Raw genomic sequence first — 19,459 nt, 5'->3', positions numbered from 1 at the left:
TCAACAAACAGAACCATAAGCTTAAAATTAATCTAACGAGTTAGCTGCGACTTGCCAACTATTTTGTGCGTAAAAGTGCAGCTGCTGCGGTAAAGCCAGAGCCAAACGCGCATAATGCGACAGTTTTATCAGGCGCTTGAGCGTTTAACGTTTCGCCCAAAGCAATTGGAATAGTACACGATGAGGTATTACCAAAACGTGCAATATTGCTATAAAGCGTGCCTGGATGCATTTTCAAGCGCTTCTCAACTGCATTGGAAATACGTTGATTTGCCTGATGTGGGATGACTAAATCAACCGTGTTTAAGGCAATATTTGCTTGCTGGCAGCACTTATGCATAATCATTGACATGGTTTTAACTGCAAAAGTAAAAAGCTTTTTACCTTGTAGTTGTGTGAATTTTGACTCATCGGCTGGAATATTAAGCACATCGCCATTCTCAGCAATCGCCGTTAATGAAATCTCATCAATAATAGCTTTAGAATCCGCTTGATGCTGATCACCATTAATAATCGTCGCAGTTGCCGCATCACCAAATAAAAATGCCGTATCAAAGTCTTTTTGATCCATACGTTTGGTCATATACTCGGCACTAATTAATAACACACGTTTATTCGGACGTGTTTGTAAGTAATCACGCGCACTTTGTAAGCCATATAGGTAACCGCTACATGCCGCATTGATATCATAAGCAGGCACATTATGCTCACCATAGGTTTGGTAAAGTTTCTCTAATATTAAACAAGCCATAGAAGGCGAGATATATTGATCAGGCGTTGTGGTCGTACAAATGAGCATATCGATATCTGAGAGTTTGATATTGCCTCGAGTTAAAGCATCTTTGGCAACGTCAGTCGCTAGATCAACGATATTTTCATGATCAGCAAGCCAGAAACGTGATTCAATTCCGGTGCGATCAATAATATCGCGTGAGGTGTGCTCAGGGAAATTTTGTAAAAGCTCATCATTGGTTACCAGTCTTGAACCGGTTTTAAATGAAGGCGTGCTAATGCCTACGGGGTAAATGCTATGTTGCTTATTTTGCTTGGCAATTTCCTGCTGAATTTTGCGTGTTAAAATAGGGCGCTTTTGGATTTTTTGCTTATCTTGAGCACCAGCTGGTAGGCGTAGTTTTAATAAGTTCTCACCAACGGTTGCACGCTCTGATTCTTCGACATAAATCTCTTCAATCGTGCCATTACTTGGCGATAGAATTTCACCGGCTGATTTACTGGCCTCAAGATCAACTAATTTATCACCAACCTTAATTTCATCACCGACTTTAACGTGTAACTCGGTAATAAGAACACTCTCGTCAGATGGGCTCGCACCAATGACTTCAACATTATAAAACCCTGCATCATTGCGGTTTTTGATCTCCCACTCAAGAGATAAGTCAAGTAACTCTGCAGCCCCTGTTAAAATACGCTCATAAGAAGGTAAAACCTCCATTTGATTGTCAAAATTGCAGGGCACATAAGTATCAGCGCGTGTTATACGCTTGACTCTAACAGCTCTTTTAGCATGTTCAACAACTGAGGCAATCAGATCACCGCCAACACCACAGGTATGATTATCTTCGTGTGTGACGATTATGTGTCCGGTTTTTTCCACTGAGGCAAGTACCGTTGCAAGGTCATACGGTTTAATGGTACGCAAATCAATAATCTCACTATCAATGCCAACCGTTTCTAAGGTTTCCGCGGCTTCTTGGCATAATGAGACGGTATTACCCCAGCCAACAAAGGTAATATCAGAACCTGCTTTGACAATACGTGCCTTACCAACAGGGATGATCTGTTTTTCAACATCCGTTGATGTGGTATCAGCAATACTGGCATTATTAAGTAATTTTTTAGGGTATAAGAAAACACTAGGGCGATTAGACTCAAAAGCAGCATTAAGCATACCTGCGGCATCTGCGGCATTTGATGGCATATAGACATCAATGCCGGGAATGTGAGCAAAAGTGCCTTCATTGGTTTGTGCATGAAAGGGACCTAAGCCTGGGCGATAACCACCACAAGCAGCAAAGACAATAACTGGACATTCCCAATCACCATTTGAGCGCCAATACATGGTAGCAAGCTCGGTAAACAGCAAGTTATATGCCGGCGGCATGAAATCAGCAAACTGAATAAAGGCAACAGGGCGTTTGCCAGTTAATGCCATACCGATTGACACGCCCATAATGGTTGCTTCAGCTAAAGGACTATTAATGACACGTCCTGGGAATTGGGTTGATAAGCCTTTGGTTACACCAAAAACATCACCTTTGTCATCTTCAATATCTTCACCTAATAAACACACACGATCATCATTTAATAAACGCTGGCGAAATACCTCGCGCATGGCTGCACCCATGCCAAGGCGTGTTTCTTGTGAGAAGTCGCCACGATATTCAGGTGCGGTTGGTAATAAATGCTCCGGTAAGGGTGCTTCGGCATTAAAAGAAGCTTTAGGTGTCGTGCCTTTTAAGGCAAGCTCCATCGCTTGTCTAACTGCTTGTGATGTCTTTGCTTCAATCTCTTGTAGGAAGCTTTCTTTGACACCGGCATTTAATAAAAATTGACGGCTTAACAAAACAGGATCATTGTGTGCAATGTTAGTTAATTCATCACGACTGCGATAGATTCTATGATCATCTGCATTACTATGACTGTTTAAACGCTCCACTTTAAAAACAATAATATGTGGGGCACGATTTTGACGCATATCACTAATAATTTTTCCAACTTTTTCATGCGAAGCAAATGGATTAGTGCCATCGATATAAGTAATTGGAATGTCATAAAACTCATTAGGTTGTGAGTGATCAGGTAATGAGAAAAAGGTATTACCCTTGGTTTGTGTGGAAATCGCATAATCATTATCCTGCACAACAAATAGCACAGGTAATGTGCGGCGTTTAGCTTCAGCAAAGGCTTCTAATACTTCACCTTGTTGTGTCGTACCATCGCCCATGCCACAGTAAACAATTGGGCTATCTACATCATCTTTAACACTTTGCGCAATCCCAACAGCGGGCAAAGCCTGATTGCCAACAGGCGTGATAATGCTGACAATGTTGAGTTTGCGTTCACTCACACCAATCACCATTTGGCGACCATTGGAAGCGCCTTCAGCTTTACACAAAGAGCTGTAGAAAAACATTTTGGCTTCCATTCCGCGGGCGTGCATTAAAGGCTTATCACGATAATGGCAGTGTAACCAATCTTGAGGTTTTAAGTATTCCGCAAAAATAGCCGCACCCTCATGACCCTTGGATGAGGCTAGGAAGTTGGCAGTGCCACTATTAACCATCTCAGCTTCGGTATTATCAATTTGACGAATGCTATACATTTTTTGATAGCAGTTAATTAGCATATCTAAGTTCGCAGTTGTTGCGTTCATTAAAGTTTGTTCCTTAAAAAAAGTATCCACAATATTGATGATCTGGATTTTAGTGTGGTAAATATTGGTAAAGTTCGCCCTTAATGTCAAATATAAATCACGCAAATGTCAAAAAAGCAGCGAGAAATAGGGCTGTGACCATATTCCTGACCACTTTGATTGTGTAAGCGTTGGCTGAGCGTCAGTTGAAGCCTCTATGAAGTGTGATTTTCGCAAGATTACCCACTTCGACTGATGCTCAGTGCACCGCTTCGGCTTGCGCTCAGGGTACGGTGAACGCTTGTGGATGAATAAAGCACTTGAACCGCTATAAGCTGTATTTTTTTAAGAGTGCTTGCATCACTTCTTTACAGACCTGACGTACCCAGCGATTTTTTTTGTCATGTTTCAAGCGTTCAGGATACGATAGCTTAAAGGGAAGCCCAGGCAAATCAAAAGGCAGTGGTAAATGTTTTTTGTCAAAGACGCGTGCCAGTATCGTTGAGGCAGTCATGACATATTTATCTTGTAAGAGCTCGGTGGCTGCGCGCAGACTACTGATTTGTAAACATAGATTACGTGGGTCAGGATGCCCTAAAATATCCAAGAGTAATTGATTGCTACTACCTTGGGAAAAAACGATATGAGGAAGTTGTAAATACTCATCGTAAGAAATAGATTTTTTAGCATCATCAAAAAAAGAATCAAACATCAAAACACCTGTCTCATAGCTATAAATTTCGTCATTAAATCCTTCAATATGCGTGGGAATGCCAATGACGGCATCGACATTTTTAAGGGTTTGATCGTGGGCTTGTAGTGAAGTATAAGACAGGGTGGTAATACTTATTTTATGTTGGTTATTATATTTTAAAAAAGCATCGATAAGTGCTTTGGTGCTTGTTTCAGAAACCGCTTCGGTGATCTGTAGTTGAATATGCGTCGGTGTCGTGTAGGGGTCAAAATCGTGAGCGGGCATTAAACTTAGCATCTCATCGGTGATTCTAATAATTGGATTCACCATATCTTCAGCTTTAGGCGTTAATTTCATCTTATTGCCATCGCGTATTAAAATATCATCTTTAAACATGCCTCTTAACTTACCTAAACGCATGGTAATTGCAGGTTGTGATACATTCATTAATTTAGCAGTTACACTAATATTCTTTTCAATGAGAAGATGCCGCAAAATCATTAAATCACTGCTATCCATTGTAATCACCTTAAACGTCTTTGTTACGCATTTTTTGTTCTATAAATAGACAATAGCAAAATAATTCTATAAGTCCATTTTATAACCTATTTATAATGAACATCTACGAAACGGTCGTTTCATCAAAGTTCACACCGATAGCGGCATATAATTAAAGCATTATAAAATGCAGTGAAAGATCTAAAAAACTGAACTTTCCCGAATTTTGTAAGAATTTGCTATGGATGAGCTGCAGACCAAAGTTTATCCCTATATCTTAGGGTTGCTAAAAAACAGGAGCAACTCATCGATGGATACCTTACAACCTTTACTTAATCACTTGCAAGCACTTTTTAAAAGAAGCACTCAAAAAGGACGGCTTTTTAGTGCAGTGATTTTAGCAATGATTATACCTATCGGTTCTGGTATCAGTAGTCAAATTTATCGTAAACTCGTTCAGATAATAGGTTACTCACTTAGCAGAACACGCTTTTATCGCTTTATGGCAAGTAAATGCTTTAACTGGGATGTGATTTGGAAAGCTATATTCAAACTGATTCCATTACCATTGACTGATGGACGCCTTATCATAGCCTTAGATGACTCTACCACGCCTAAAAGCGGTAAGGAAATATTTGGTTGTGAGCATTTCTTTGATCATGCAGCCAAGCACAATCAAAGTAAATACCCTTGGTCACAGTGCTTTGTTCAACTGGGGCTCTTAAAGTTCATTCATACCCGTTGGGCATTTTTGCCATTGTTGACGCGATTTTATCACTCTAGCAACAAAGCAGCGGCTGAGTGTTTTAACAGTAAAATTACACTGGCCTGCCAAATGATTCTTAAGCTTAGCACCTGGACAAAATCCCCCATTCTTATTGTGACTGATTCATGGTTTGGTAATGGTAAATTGTACAACCCGTTAAAAGATCAACTAGGTAATCGAGTCCATATCCTCACCATGTTACGCAAAAACAGTGTTTTATACGGTTTTCCTGAGGTTATCGAAGGTAAAACATGTGGGCGTCCTGCAAAATATGGTGCCAAAGCAGGTTCTGTTAGGGATTTGGCAAATGAATATAAAGCTAAAGCCCAAAAAGTCACAAGCTTTGTTTATGGTAAAAAGCGTGACATGCTTGTCTACGAGAAAAACTTCATGTCTAAAGCTTTTAAATGCCCGATAAAAGTTGTCTTTGCCTATTACAAAAATCACTTCGTTGCTTTAGCAACAACAGACTTAAGCTTAAGCGTAACGCAGATATTGGAGTACTATAGCGCACGGTGGAAGATCGAGTCTGGTTTCAAAGAGCTCAAACATGACATCGGCAGCCAAAAAGCCCAAGTAAGATTGGAGCATTCGGTGATAAACCACTTGAATATGTGCATGCTTGCCATTACGATTATTTGGATCGCTGTCATGCATCTTCCAAGTGATGCAGTCAATGAGCTAACACATAATGGCACTAAGCCGCAATACACCTTTTCTGCGGCACGAAAGTTGTTGATAAAGCGTCAGAATAAACTCAGGGTTTGTCAAAATGGTGAATCTGAGCTAAAAAATCATAGAAATTCATGGATTCAAATGATTATTGGGCTTGCCGCTTAACAAAACTTGGGAAAGTTCAGCTAAAAAAGATATAAAAATTATATTGAGCATATAAACGATCTGTTTTAAGCTGAAACTCAAGGAACCAAGGAAAATATAAAGTTGGAAAAATAAAAGATGTCTGAGTATAAGCCAGCTAGATTTGCGATGTTGTTTGCACCGATTTTGAGTATGTGTATCCTAACGATCGGCAATACTTTCTATACGACCTATACCACACTTGAACTTGAGCGGATGGGGCAGAGTAATTTTATTGTCGGTTTGATTTCAGCAGCTTATTTCACAGGGATGGTGTTAGGCTCATATTTTACCCAACGACTTATTTTGCGCATTGGTTATATTCGCGCCTATGCACTATTTGCGACATTAATGGCAGCAGGTGCGATGTCTCAAGGTATCTTTTATGATGTGAATGTTTGGGCGGCAGCGCGTTTTATCTGTGGCTATGCGCTAGCGGGATTATTTATCGTTGTTGAAGCATGGTGCTTGGAAGGCGCTGGCAGCAAACATAAAGGATTGGTGTTATCGATTTATCTTTTTATCTATTACTTTGTACAGGCATCAGGACAGTTTTTATTAAATATTCCCTTTGAGACGGTGCTATTAGCATTTTGTTTTATTTCAATTTTGGCAACTCTATCGATTATTCCTGTTTGTTTGACACGCTTTGAAACGCCAAAACAAGAGCATGTTGAGCTCTTATCACCTTTTGTGTTGTTTAGAAAAGCGCCACTTGGTATCTGGACAGCGATGACCGCAGGCATGATTTTAGGGAGTATTTACACTATTTATCCATTGTTTTTGAAACAAACTGATGTGCCTGTGCATACGATTTCTTATATGATGTTTGCCATTATTATTGGTGGCATGTTGCTGCAGCTACCGATTGGCAAAATATCGGATGTTATTGATCGGCGATTGGTATTGTTAGTCATGCTCATAGGCTCTGTAGTGGTTTCAATCCTTATTTGTATCTTGCATGGAAGTTCTTGGCAGTTAGCTATTTTCTCCTTTTTATTAGGGGGGCTTACTTTTACCTTTTATCCATTATCGATTAGTCACTCGAGTGATTATCTAGATGCCGATCAACTGGTGGGTATCGTTGGTATCTTGGCGCTATCTTATGGTATTGGCTCTATGGTGGGGCCATTGTTAACGACGTGGTTTATGTCTATTTTTGGACCCTATGGCTTCTTTACTTTTGTCGGCTTTATCTGCTTCTTATTAGGTGTTTATACTTTATGGCGCTTGCGTGCACGTGAGGCGCCTAAGGATGATGAAAAAGTGGCTTTCCAAACAGTGGTTGCCGAAGCATCTATTGCGACAGAAGCCGTGGTCGAGCAGCAGTTAATCGAAGAAAAAGAAAGTAATGATCATAAATAGGGGATATCAAAAAACCAAATATCCTATTGTTTCCTTTGCTAAGCGCTTCAGGTAGAATCTCATCCCATGATGGAAGGCTAAGACCTATAACAATGAAAAAATCATTCTACAACATTCCTGCCACACGGCTTCTGCCAAGTAAGTGGGATCTTTTCTCTTTATTTTTTGTACTTTCAATGGTGTTTGTTGTCGCTTGGGTGTGTAGCTCGTTAGGTGGTAGTGTTGATTATCGTAATCTTACTAGCGTGACGCAATATGAGCATATTTCGATGGATTTGTGGAATCTACCAAGATATGCAGCTGATACCACGGTGCGGATGTTTATAGCCCTTTTTTGCTCATTTATCTTTAGCTTTGTTATCGGTGCATGGGCAGCTAAGAGCAAACGTGCTGAGAGCGTGATTATCCCGATTATCGATATATTTCAATCGATTCCGATTTTGGGCTTTTTAGCTATAACTATCACGGGTTTTTTAGCTATTTTTCCGTATTCGTTATGGGGCGCACAGCTGGCAGTAATCTTTGGACTTTTTACTGCGCAAGCTTGGAATATGATGTTAAGTTTTTACCAGTCGCTTAAGACAATACCCAAGGAATTGCGTGAAGCGGCTGATATGTATCAATTATCAGGTTGGCAGCGTTTTTGGAAGCTTGAAGTACCTTTTTCAATGCCTGGGCTTATCTGGAATACGATGATGTCGATGTCAGCCAGCTGGTTTATGATTGTCGCATCTGAAAGCATTGTCGTTAATTTCTCAGCGACAACGTCAGCGGCTATTAATTTACCGGGGATAGGTACTTTTATCGATCAGGCAAATAATGAAAGAAATTTCACAGCAGTTATTGCTGCCATTGTTGTTATGCTGATTGTGATCGTGCTTTATGATCAACTTATCTTTCGTCCAATTGTTAAATGGTCTGAGAAGTTTGTCGTTAGTGATATGCAGCAAGAAACCGGTTCAAACTCATGGTTTTTAACGTTATTACAACGCTCAACGATTTTGCAAAGCTTTAGTCATTTTATGGCAGTGCAAGCCAATCGATTGGTGAATATTTCATACCTTAAAAAAGACCTAAGTAAAAACTATAATCAAATCGAGCATCAAAAAAATGAGCGTGAAAACTCTCGACTACAAGCCGCTATTTGGCAGCTGTGCGTTGCGTTAAGTGTTGCCTTGTTTTTATATTTATCTTGGCAATTTATCTATGGTAATAAAGAGGATCCCATCACCTTTGCCGAGACTGTTAAAGTCTTTGGCTATGGCGCATTAACCGCAGTGAGGGTTTTTGTGCTTATTATCTTAGCTTCAATTATCTGGGTGCCCATTGGGATTTGGATTGGTTTAAGACCAAAGGTTGCTGAGAAAGTGCAGCCTTACGCACAGATTTTTGCCGCTTTTCCTGTGAATGTGCTTTATGGATTATTTGGTACCGTTGTTATCGCGTTTAATTTAAATTTTAATATCTGGTGTATCTTGCTTATGGCACTAGGTACGCAGTGGTATATCTTATTTAATGTGATTGCCGGTGCCTCTGCCATACCTTATGAGCTAAAGATGGCAGCTAAAAACATGCAATTAAAAGGCATGGTTAAGTGGTTTAAGTTTTTATTTCCTGCTGTGATGCCGTTTTATGTTACAGGTGCGATTACTGCCGCAGGTGGTGCTTGGAATGCCAGTATTGTCTGTGAGTATATCAACTGGGGCAAAGACTCGGTGATTATGGCTTCAGGTATTGGTGCTTATATTTCTAAGCAGTATAACGCGCCAGGAGATCACACTGCCAATATTGCATTGGGTGTCGTTGTGATGTGTATTTTAGTCGTACTAACGAATAAGCTGTTTTGGCGCAGATTGTATAACTATGCTGAGAAACGTTTCAGCATGAATATGTAACTGTTAAATATTAGCAAGTTTCAGAATTTGAAAACGTAAAAATTTATAATTAAAAAAATAAAAAATGGTGGATCATTGTGATGACAACTGAAGCAATCAGTAAGGTAAAACCAACCACAAATAAAATTATATTGAATGTAGATAAAGTCTCTAAAGCATTTAGAAAGGCGGATCGTCAAGATTTGGTGGTGTTGGATCATGTTGATTTTTCGATGAAAGAGGGTGAGATTGTCGCACTCTTAGGTAAATCAGGTTCGGGTAAATCAACTCTACTTAGAATTATTGCCGGATTGACCGCACCGACAACAGGTGAAGTGATATATCGCGAGAAAAAAGTCTCAGGTCCTGTGCCGGATATTTCGATGGTCTTTCAAAGCTTTGCACTCATGCCGTGGCTTACTGTGTTACAAAATGTGGAACTAGGGCTTGAAGCGCGTAATATCAACGCCAAAGAGCGTAAGGAAAAAGCGCTCAAAGCGATTGATATGATTGGTTTGGATGGATTTGAGAATGCCTATCCTAAAGAGCTTTCAGGTGGAATGCGTCAACGTGTTGGTTTTGCGCGAGCTTTAGTTTTACAGCCGGATCTGTTGTTGATGGATGAACCATTTTCAGCGCTTGATGTGCTAACGGCTGAAAACTTACGTGAGGATTTGCTTGAGCTGTGGGAAAAAAATGATGCGATGAAGGGCATTTTATATGTTACACATAACATTGAAGAAGCCGTATTAACCGCGGATAGAATCATTATTTTTGGTAGTAACCCTGGCTTTATTCGTGGTGAGTTGAAGGTTGATTTAACACATCCTAGGAACTCAAATGACGAAGCGGTTGAGGATCTCATTGACGAAGTCTATCGCATGATGACAACGGCAGAAACGCGTGAGTTAACAGAGCGCATGAATAAACGCAAAGCACTGAATATCGGTTATCGCTTACCAGATGCTGAAGTCTCTGAGTTAACAGGTCTGTTAACCGAGATGGATGATCTTCAAGCCAAAGGATCGATTGACTTACCAGACTTGGCAGATCACGTGCGTTTGGATATCGATGATTTATTCCCGATTATTGAAACGTTGTCTGTACTGCATTTGGCGAGTGTTTCCGACGGGGATATCACGATGACGGCTTTAGGTAAGCAGTTTATGAATGCCGACATTGAAGAGCGTAAAGTGATATTCTCTAAATTATTAGTGCAGCATATTCCATTAGCGCGCCATGTGGTCAAAGTGCTAAAAGAGCGCCCAAATAAAAAAGCACCTGAATCACGTTTCTTATCAGAGCTTGAAGATCATTTGAGTGATGATGAAGCAGCACGCGTATTTAATACCTTTATTGGTTGGGCGCGTTATGCTGAGATTATTGAGTATGATGCGGCACTTGGTGTATTAAATCTGGATGAAACTAATACATAAACTAATGGCACTACCTTAAGCGCTGTCAATGCATAGAGACGCACTTTAAAGCATGAATTTTTTGAAGTCAGTAACCGCATGGATGTACATATTTTTGCCTAAAAACTCAAAAACCAAATGGATATAATACCCCAAGAAATTTAAAGCAACGCTTTATTGAGGAATTAGAGAAGGTAAAAGTAGGGTTAAGCAAAAAAGGCTGCACCAAGAAATATGATAAAGTCTGCGAAAAGCTGGGGAGATTAAAAGAAAAATACAGCAAAGTAGCGAGTCATTTTGAGTTAGAGTTAAAAGCAGATGCCAACAAAGAAAATGCCTTATCCTTGACTTGGCATGACAAGGAAACTCGAGCGAATAAAAACAAGGGGATTTACTGCATTCGCACCAATCAAGCCCATTTAAATAATCAACAAATATGGCAAACCTATCGCATGCTCAATGATATTGAAGCTGCCTTTAGAGTATTAAAAAGTGACTTAGGGATGCGTCCTGTTTATCATCAAACCACAGAGCGCATAAGTGGTCATATTTTTATTAGTATACTTGCCTATCATATTTTGCATTGCATCCGTTTTCAGCTTAAGAAAGTTGACATACATGATAGCTGGGAGACTATTTTGTTAAAATTAAGCACGCATTATCGTGTCACGACAACGATGCAAACCAAAGAGGGGAAAACCTTACATATTCGTAAGTCAACTAAGCCCAATCATGAGCAGGCTAAGATTTATAAAGCCTGTAATGCACCAGCTATTCCACTAAAGCAGATCATCACAACGCTATAGCGCATCGATCACGTCTCCACAAAAAATCAAAAAAACACAAAAAATCTGTAGTGCCTTAACTCAACTTTGTGTATGGCGCAAAGCATTATACTGTCTACGTTTCAGAAATTTTGCTTACCAAGTTGGATTACGTTCAGGGTACGGTGAGCACGTGTGGGTGAGCATTTAGTCTTAGCCTAACTTTGTGGATTATAAGTCACTACTTCGGTCTTACATACTCCGTTATCACAGCGTGAGCTATTTTTATCCCCAGCATCTGATGGCGTTAAGCTAATATTGTTCTCATCACTTGTCAGTGTTAAGGTGTAAAGTCCCACTACATCACTATCATTTGTTTGAATTTTAGCTGCAGGTCTTAGTGTCATATAGTGAGTATGACCTGATGGATCAGTAACGCTAATATTCATAGATGCACTATTAATTGCAGAAGACTGAGAGTTAGTAATCAGATTTTGGCAATCATTATGTTGTGTTTTAAAGTATAGTGGGGTGCTGATACACTGTGTGCCACCTTGATCTTTAGAGAAGTTTACTATCCCAAGGCTCGTGCTGGGAGAGATAGGCGTAATTTCGGTTTGATCATCAATGCTAGGATATAGCTTAGTATCTGCAGTCTCAATACTATTAAAATCATTTAATTTAAATTGATATTGTACAGCTTCAGATGCGCGAGTTGCCAAGCTTACACAAAAATTTACTTTTGCTTCTAGTATATTTGGATATAAATATAATGAGCCTATTTGATTTTTTTGATCGCTCCAGCTGCTTTTGTTTGTTTTGATAATGCATGCCAAATTTTTAAACTGTTTGTCATGATAATCATTAGCTGTAGAGCGTAATGTAAAGTACTGAGGATTATCAGGATTATCTGCAATCATATCAGAACCACTGATAGGATAGTCGGGGTCAATGGAATAAATACTACTATATAATCTGAATTTACCTACTACTCCATCTTTCTCTTTCGCAGTCTGAGAATCCCCTGGCATGCCTGGATCTGTCTGGAATTTTTCCCCGCTTGCAGTATTTACATGAACAAAGTCATATCCAGGCTTGTAAGGTCCGCTATAATCACCAGAAAAACCATACATAGAAACTGTATACGCAGTATCATTGTAAATATAAAACTTATATTTAGGATAATCGCAGACATATTTATTGTCTCCTTGATCAATCCACATCCCTTTGCCATTATTACAGTTATAATCGGTCACATCCGTCCTACAGACAACAGGGATATTGTCATGCCACGCTGTGCTAGTACCTGCCCCATGAAGATCACACGTAAAGCTTCCAGCGACATAATCACCATCTTCACAGTATTTAGTGAATCCAGTCCAGTGTTGACAATCATCCCATGGGTCTGCAGCAATAGCTACAGAACTAGATAGGCTCGAGACAATCATTGCGATGATTAACGTATTCTTCATTTTTTTCATTATTATACTCCTATGGTTGGGGTTGGTTGTGTTAAATTTAACCTTTCATTTGCGGACATTTATTATTTTTTAGTTTGTAATAACATCTGATCATGGATAGTTGGTTTTATGAAAACGCTTAAAAATAAAGGGGCATTCAGTGGCTATTGATCTGTAGTGTGCTTATATCTATTAATTTTTCTGCCAAAATAGAACGAATCTTTTGAATTGCGTCAAAGCATAACTCATGACCAGTTTCATAGGTGTGCCATGTGACATTATAACCATGCTGGATCAGCATATCTTTAGCTATGGTGCCAAGCTTTATCGGAATAATTGTATCTTGCATGCCATGCATACAGATGTAGTTAGTATGCTTGTGAGGTATTTGAATATTTCTCGCAAAGAGTGACCACTCAGGTAAATAACCCGATATTATCATACTTGCAGCAAGTGCATGTTTTGTGGTTAATGACGACAGTCCTGCAATAAGTGCGCCTTGAGAGAAGCCTATGAGTATGATGTTATGAGGTAAAATGCCAAGTTTTATTTGTTGATCAATAATGCTATGAATGTAAGCACATGAATACAAGGCTGATGTAATATCAATTTCTCTGACCATGGTAGTGTTGCAAACAGATTTAATATCATACCAAGAGTGTATGGACTCAAATTTATTAATCGTTAGCGAGTTTATTTCTGCAAATGGGAAAATAAAGCGAATACTATGATTAATAGGTAAGTCAAACTCAGGGACTAACTTTGAAAAATCACGTCTTGCACCAAGACCATGCAACCATATAACGCATGATCTAGCTTGAGTTATTGGCTCAATAATAATACTTTTTTTACGCATGAAATAAATTTAAACATAAGCTGTTGATGACCTTTGGCAGTATCCTCAGAGATAGATGCTTTGTAAATTAATTTATAGTTAAAAAGCCTTAAATATTAATTAATTTACAAATTAATTGAAAATTTATACATTTAAATTTCAGAGTGACTAATGCTTTTCTGTATTAACGTCTGTTGATTATGTGGATATAACAATGAAAAATAAGGAATGTATTACGATGAGGGAAAAATTATTATCAGCATCAGTTTTAGTATTGCTGATAGCTAGCACAACGTATTTAAATGCATATTGTCAGTTAGTTACTCAAAAAGAAATAAAGACAACGGCAAGTGCTAAATCTGTAGGTGTAAATAGGTTTGATCATATCCTGCCATTTGGCTGCTTTTGAGTAAATGTTGGTTGATTTATGGTTATCTCTATTGTTTAAGCCACTTTGGTATGAATTAAAGGATATGCGCTAGGGGTTTTGCGTCATTGGATAAGTGAATATTGATCATTATGTATTAAGCGAATATAAATAGGAGAATAGGCATGCGCTTAAAAAAACACATTACACTTATAACATCATTCAGTGTATTGGCATGTATTGGTGGCTATGGTTCTCAGGCAAATTTTGTATTAATTAACAATACAGGTTATGTTCTTGATAGTATGAGCTGGGAACATGGTCCAGATAGTGATAATCATGATAGATATGAGACGATAGATGTCCCTAGTAGTGGCGAGCTCATCACACAACAAGTGCTCGGTCGAGATGGTGGAGATAATTATTTGGTGATGGATAAACAGGGGTGTAATCAAGATGGACATGACTGTGGGGCAATTGAGATTACGGGGCATGATGCGGGTCATGAAGAATCATACTTTGTCAGTAGTAATGAAGTAGTTAACGATCCAAATAAGTCAAATGCGTTTATGGAAACTGGTTCTGATAATAGTGCGCAAGGTCAGCCTCTTGCAACACCTCAAATTGCGTGTGCTATACCAGACCCAAATGGAAAAGCATATAGTGATGATGCGGATAATTTTGGATATTCTTATTTATTTCCAAGCACTTTAGAAGCAAAGGTTAATCTGTGTGTGCAGCTTGTAACGCCAGCTAGTGCTGATACGGCGTATACATTTAAGATTGATAGCGCTAATGGCTTTGTTGATCGTGATGACTTAAGTAAGTGGCTACATCCACAAATTGCAGATCGCACAACAATTACATTGCCAAATTCATCAGGCACTAACTTGGGATCAGTGCTATTTCATCAAGGTGACGAGGGAGTGAAGTGTGTAACAGAACCTCTTTATCTCAAAACAAGCTCAACAGCATGCCATGATTTGTTAAGTAATTCGAGTAATACAGGGATCAATGCTGCTCAATTGGTAATAGATGTTAACGATGCCGTTGGTAAGCGATATAGCTTTACTCTTAGACCATATGTGAATATAGCAGATGCTCAAGGTCAGACAGTGAATGGTGTTTATGCGTTAGGGCTAGCAACGCAGGATGGAGAGTTTAGCATTGTACCAAATGATGCAAATATCAAACTTTACCCTAAGGCATCATCCTGTGCAAAAGGCGTATGTTCAAATACCACCATTACATTTAATCCAAATAATTGATATTGAGGTTTTAGATGATTCATAAATTTAAGTTAAGTCTGATGGGCTGCCTTTTTTTGTCAGCTGTTAGCTATGGGACGAGTGTTGAAAGCGTATCAGCACCAGTTGCTGTTCATCATAATAAAGCATCACTTAAAAGCCCAAGAAATACATCATCTCAAGATGATGAGAAATCAAACTATAAAGGTTCGCAGGCAGACAATAAAACAATTAAAAGCTTAAGTGAGAGTGTAAATCCAGCAACTGGGGCTCTAAGTATTTCATTGCCGTTATTATCGGTTAAGGGCTTTATTCCTTTAGATGTCAGTGTGAGCTTCAGTGCAGGCAGTTCTGGAATGTTAGGACTTCCTAATGGTTGGCAATTTAACATTGATTATGTGGTGCCAGGAAAATCCATGACATTTAATGGTAAAACTTATGTGATTGATTTTAATTGGAGTGATAGCACAGGTTATCAATCAGGGCTTAAATATTTAAATCAACATGGTGTGTTGTTTAAAGATATGTTGACCGATACGCCATTACCTACAAGTTTCGCTGATTCAAGAGCTTATCGTTATTGTTTGAGTATGCCAGATGGTTCAGCGGATTACTTTGATGCAACGGGCAAGCTGATTGCCAAGGGGGATCGTTTTGGTAATCATATTCGATATGATTATAACGATCCAGAGATGGGTGTTCAGCATAACTATCTAAAATCAATTACCGATAGCTTGGGGCAAGTATTTAACTTTGGCTATAGTGCTAATGAACTAAGTATTAGTTATATCGATAGTCAAAATAGATCGCATATGCAGAGCTTAGCCTACAATCAAAATGGCATATTATCATATACCGATTCGTTAGGCTTTATAACTCAGTTAAATTATCAGACACGTAATGGCGTCCCAGTCGTTAATCAGATTCTTTATCCTAATGGATTGGAAACGGACATCAGTTATCAAGATCTACACTTTAAAACACCTGATAATAAGATAGGTGCTTTAAATGCGGTGGCAACAATTAATCATATTGATCATGCTAATGCTGATCAGGTCTTGGCAGAGGCAGACTATGAGTTTAGTCAGAACAATTTCACAGGATATCCAAATAATTATCCACTATCGGATGATAAAGACAGTTTAATGGAAAGTAATAATCCAGATTATCGCTATACGGTCACGGTCAAGGTTAACGAACACAGTAAAACAGCGAGTAATAGTATGGATATTCGTAAAACACAGACGATTTATAACGCGATGAGTGAGCCGGTTGAGCAAGATGTGTATTTAGCAGGGGAGAATACCCCGACGTATAGAACAAAAAATAAATATCAATTGATTAATAGCAAGCATTTGCGAACGGTTAATTATAATAAGCCGATAGAAGAAACTAGTGCCATTTATGATGCTGCTACTCAAGGATATATAACGCTAGGCAAGAGCGACTACACGTACGATAATTATGGCAATACATTGACAACAGATGTCTTTAAGTACAATCCTCTGACACAAAAACTGGTTGAATCAACTAAGTCAATCAATAGCTATGATCAAAGCTTTAATCAACCCTTGACAACGACTAACATGACATGGAACCCATTAACCAATGCATTTGATACAAAATCTGTGCAAAATACTTTGTCAAATGATCATAAAAATGTGCTTCAAAGTACACTGTATGATGGGGATATTAATGCTACTAACGCCTGGAAAAGTACCAATTATAGCTATGACAATCATGGCGTTGTCATACAAAGTACGGTGAAGTGGAGCCAAGCAGGTCACACTGGGGTGCAATCTAGTACAGTCAAAAATAGCTTTAGTTATGATCTAAGTAAACGTTTGGAAACACTAACACATACTGATGCCTTAGGGAGTGTCACCACGCAAACGGTTGATAGTATAACAGGAGATGTCCTGAGTAAGAGCTCAGCATTGGGTAATACCATAACATCAAGTTATGATTTGGATGGAAGAGTCTTGAGAAAGACGCTGCCAGCAGGGCAAAGCATTACGTATCAATATGAGGATTACCAAAAAGATAAACAAAATGCCGTAACTGAAATTTCGCCATTGGGCGCTAAAACCACAACACAATATGACGCATCAAATCACAAAATAGCAACATATAGCAACACCGATCCCAATAATATTAATGACATGGTACTGCAAGAAGCTGATCGCTATAATTCCTACGGTGAGCTAGTTCAGAAAAAGGATGCCTTGGGTAATGTAACAAGTTATAGCTATAACGCACTCTCCTTACCAACGGCTCAAACCGATAGCGATGGTAATGTAACGACAATGCAATATGATCTTGCGCACTTAAGTCAAACAAGTTTTGTCAATGGTATCAAAACTAAGACGGTTATCTATAACCCAGATAAAAAACCATTAAAGACAATAAGCTACCCAAATAGTCATAATCCACTGCAACCACATTATCATCTGGAAGAAATATCAACTTTAGATGGCAATAATCAAGTGCTGGAAACAACACATAATAAAATAGATGATAGCGGAGCGGTGACCGTTCTTAATACGTTAACTAGCAGTTATACACCTGATGGCAAAACCCAAAGCCAGATCTTACAAAGTGGGCAGTCCAAAGAAACGATAACAGCAGAGTATGATCTATTAGATGATGTGCTTGATAAAACAAAAACATTGGATTTTAGTGATATTACTGGTAGTCACCATTATATTACGCATCGCGACCATTTTAACTATGATGCGGCAGGAGAACTGATAGCTGAAACCAATCAAGCAGGTCAATCGATTACTTATAGCTATGATCAGGATGGTAATAAAATCACTGAGACACGCCTTGATGGCACGGTGGTGCACTTTGCTTATGATAAAAATGACAATCTGATCACTAAAACATATACCGATAACAGTGGCAAACATAGTTACAATTATAGTTATGATGCCGATGGCAATAAGGTCTTTGAAAGTCTCGATGGTCAAGGTATTAAGATAAGCTATACACTTTCAGGATTACAAACGGCGATTAGCTATCCAGATGGCAAAGTGGCAACGGCAACATATAATAAATATGGACAACTGCTATCAAGCACGGATGTCAATGCTCAACAAACAACAATGACCTATCTTAAAGATGGCAAACTCAATACGGTGAGTAACAATCAAGACAAAGTGACTTATTTGTATAGCACACAAGATAAGCCAAACGAGAATAATCAATATGGCGCACTTATTGCTAAGGACTATCAGGGGATTTATACACAGCAATTTACAGCAGATGCATTTGGTCAAGAGCATGAGTTAAAACAAATTGATAGCTTAGGCACGACACTTCTTGATATCGTTAATACCTTTGACGCAAAGGGTATGTTAACTGACGTTATCGCGACTTCGGATAAGGCGCCAAATGATCCCAATGTTAACTATATTAAACACTATACTTATGATGATTTTAATCAATTAATTAAAGAAGAGTCGGATAGTTTGCAAAAGCAACCAATAACAAGTACAAGCTTCGCTTATGATGGTAATGGTAACATTCTTCGCAAAACCAAAGATGGCAAAATAACGACGTATCAATATAATAATCTCGATCAATTGATCTCTTATACCGAGGATGGTAGTACATACACGCCTAAATATAATGCCAATGGTGATGAGGTTGATGATGGCAAGGGCACAAGCTATCAATTTAATGGCATAAGTCAGCTGATTGGTGTGCAAAATCAAGCGATGCATCTTGAATATAGTTATTATGCCAACGGCTTAAGATCAGATCGCACAGGATTAGATACCAACAGCATTCTTCAAGATCATTACCGTTATTACTATACGGGAGATACCATAAGTGCAGTCAATGACTTAACACACCCTGATAATGTTAGCTTCTTTTTGGATGGTAAGAGTCGCATTCATGCCTATAGCGTAAGCTAAGTTTGATGTGTATTCACCAT

The 19,459-nt window shown here is 38.8% G+C and carries 12 protein-coding genes; 8 read left to right on the top strand and 4 right to left on the bottom strand.

The window, feature by feature from the left end:
- Positions 1 to 58: 58 nt before the first annotated feature.
- Both NYP54_RS02015 and NYP54_RS02010 read right to left on the bottom strand, forming a co-directional pair.
- On the bottom strand, positions 59 to 3,394 hold the full coding sequence (locus NYP54_RS02015; protein ID WP_283156941.1) for a beta-ketoacyl-ACP synthase 3: 3,336 nt from the start codon (positions 3,392 to 3,394) through the stop codon (positions 59 to 61).
- A gap of 307 nt (positions 3,395 to 3,701) precedes the next feature.
- On the bottom strand, positions 3,702 to 4,586 hold the full coding sequence (locus NYP54_RS02010; RefSeq protein ID WP_151193451.1) for a LysR family transcriptional regulator: 885 nt from the start codon (positions 4,584 to 4,586) through the stop codon (positions 3,702 to 3,704).
- A gap of 220 nt (positions 4,587 to 4,806) precedes the next feature.
- On the opposite strand from NYP54_RS02010, the gene NYP54_RS02005 reads away from it, so the two are divergent.
- From NYP54_RS02005 to NYP54_RS01985, 5 genes are all read left to right on the top strand, one after another.
- Complete coding sequence (locus tag NYP54_RS02005; RefSeq protein ID WP_283156153.1) at positions 4,807 to 6,171, top strand: transposase; 1,365 nt, start codon at positions 4,807 to 4,809, stop codon at positions 6,169 to 6,171.
- A gap of 117 nt (positions 6,172 to 6,288) precedes the next feature.
- Complete coding sequence (locus tag NYP54_RS02000; protein WP_283156940.1) at positions 6,289 to 7,554, top strand: MFS transporter; 1,266 nt, start codon at positions 6,289 to 6,291, stop codon at positions 7,552 to 7,554.
- Between the two features lie 92 nt (positions 7,555 to 7,646).
- Positions 7,647 to 9,449 (top strand): ABC transporter permease subunit, encoded by a 1,803-nt coding sequence (locus NYP54_RS01995; protein WP_283156939.1) that lies wholly within the window; start codon positions 7,647 to 7,649, stop codon positions 9,447 to 9,449.
- A gap of 80 nt (positions 9,450 to 9,529) precedes the next feature.
- Positions 9,530 to 10,864, top strand: coding sequence for a nitrate/sulfonate/bicarbonate ABC transporter ATP-binding protein (locus tag NYP54_RS01990; RefSeq protein WP_283157503.1), 1,335 nt, complete (start codon positions 9,530 to 9,532; stop codon positions 10,862 to 10,864).
- Between the two features lie 323 nt (positions 10,865 to 11,187).
- Entirely contained in the window at positions 11,188 to 11,649 is a 462-nt protein-coding gene (locus tag NYP54_RS01985) for a hypothetical protein (RefSeq protein WP_349293346.1), read from the top strand.
- A gap of 176 nt (positions 11,650 to 11,825) precedes the next feature.
- Here the strand turns inward: NYP54_RS01985 and NYP54_RS01980 are convergent, their stop codons facing one another.
- Together NYP54_RS01980 and NYP54_RS01975 are read right to left on the bottom strand one after the other, a co-directional pair.
- On the bottom strand, positions 11,826 to 13,088 hold the full coding sequence (locus NYP54_RS01980; protein WP_283156938.1) for a hypothetical protein: 1,263 nt from the start codon (positions 13,086 to 13,088) through the stop codon (positions 11,826 to 11,828).
- 136 nt (positions 13,089 to 13,224) lie between these two features.
- Positions 13,225 to 13,923: a carboxylesterase gene (locus tag NYP54_RS01975; protein WP_283156937.1), complete on the bottom strand. Its 699-nt coding sequence runs from the start codon at positions 13,921 to 13,923 to the stop codon at positions 13,225 to 13,227.
- A 217-nt stretch (positions 13,924 to 14,140) separates the two neighbouring features.
- Between NYP54_RS01975 and NYP54_RS01970 the strand changes: the two genes are divergently transcribed.
- From NYP54_RS01970 to NYP54_RS01960, 3 genes are all read left to right on the top strand, one after another.
- Positions 14,141 to 14,311: a hypothetical protein gene (locus NYP54_RS01970; RefSeq protein ID WP_283156936.1), complete on the top strand. Its 171-nt coding sequence runs from the start codon at positions 14,141 to 14,143 to the stop codon at positions 14,309 to 14,311.
- A 143-nt stretch (positions 14,312 to 14,454) separates the two neighbouring features.
- The gene (locus NYP54_RS01965; RefSeq protein WP_151192628.1) at positions 14,455 to 15,537 is read left to right on the top strand and encodes a hypothetical protein; all 1,083 of its coding nucleotides are present in this window, start codon (positions 14,455 to 14,457) and stop codon (positions 15,535 to 15,537) included.
- A gap of 14 nt (positions 15,538 to 15,551) precedes the next feature.
- A complete protein-coding gene (locus NYP54_RS01960; RefSeq protein ID WP_283156935.1) occupies positions 15,552 to 19,439 on the top strand; it encodes a hypothetical protein in 3,888 nt (1,295 codons plus the stop codon).
- The last annotated feature ends 20 nt before the right edge of the window (positions 19,440 to 19,459 follow it).

Origin of the sequence: Cysteiniphilum sp. QT6929, from assembly GCF_030035755.1 — a bacterium.
GTDB lineage: Bacteria > Pseudomonadota > Gammaproteobacteria > Francisellales > Francisellaceae > Caedibacter > Caedibacter litoralis.
Note: the sequence above shows the minus strand (reverse complement) of the source record. Positions and strands in the feature narration are given on the sequence as shown.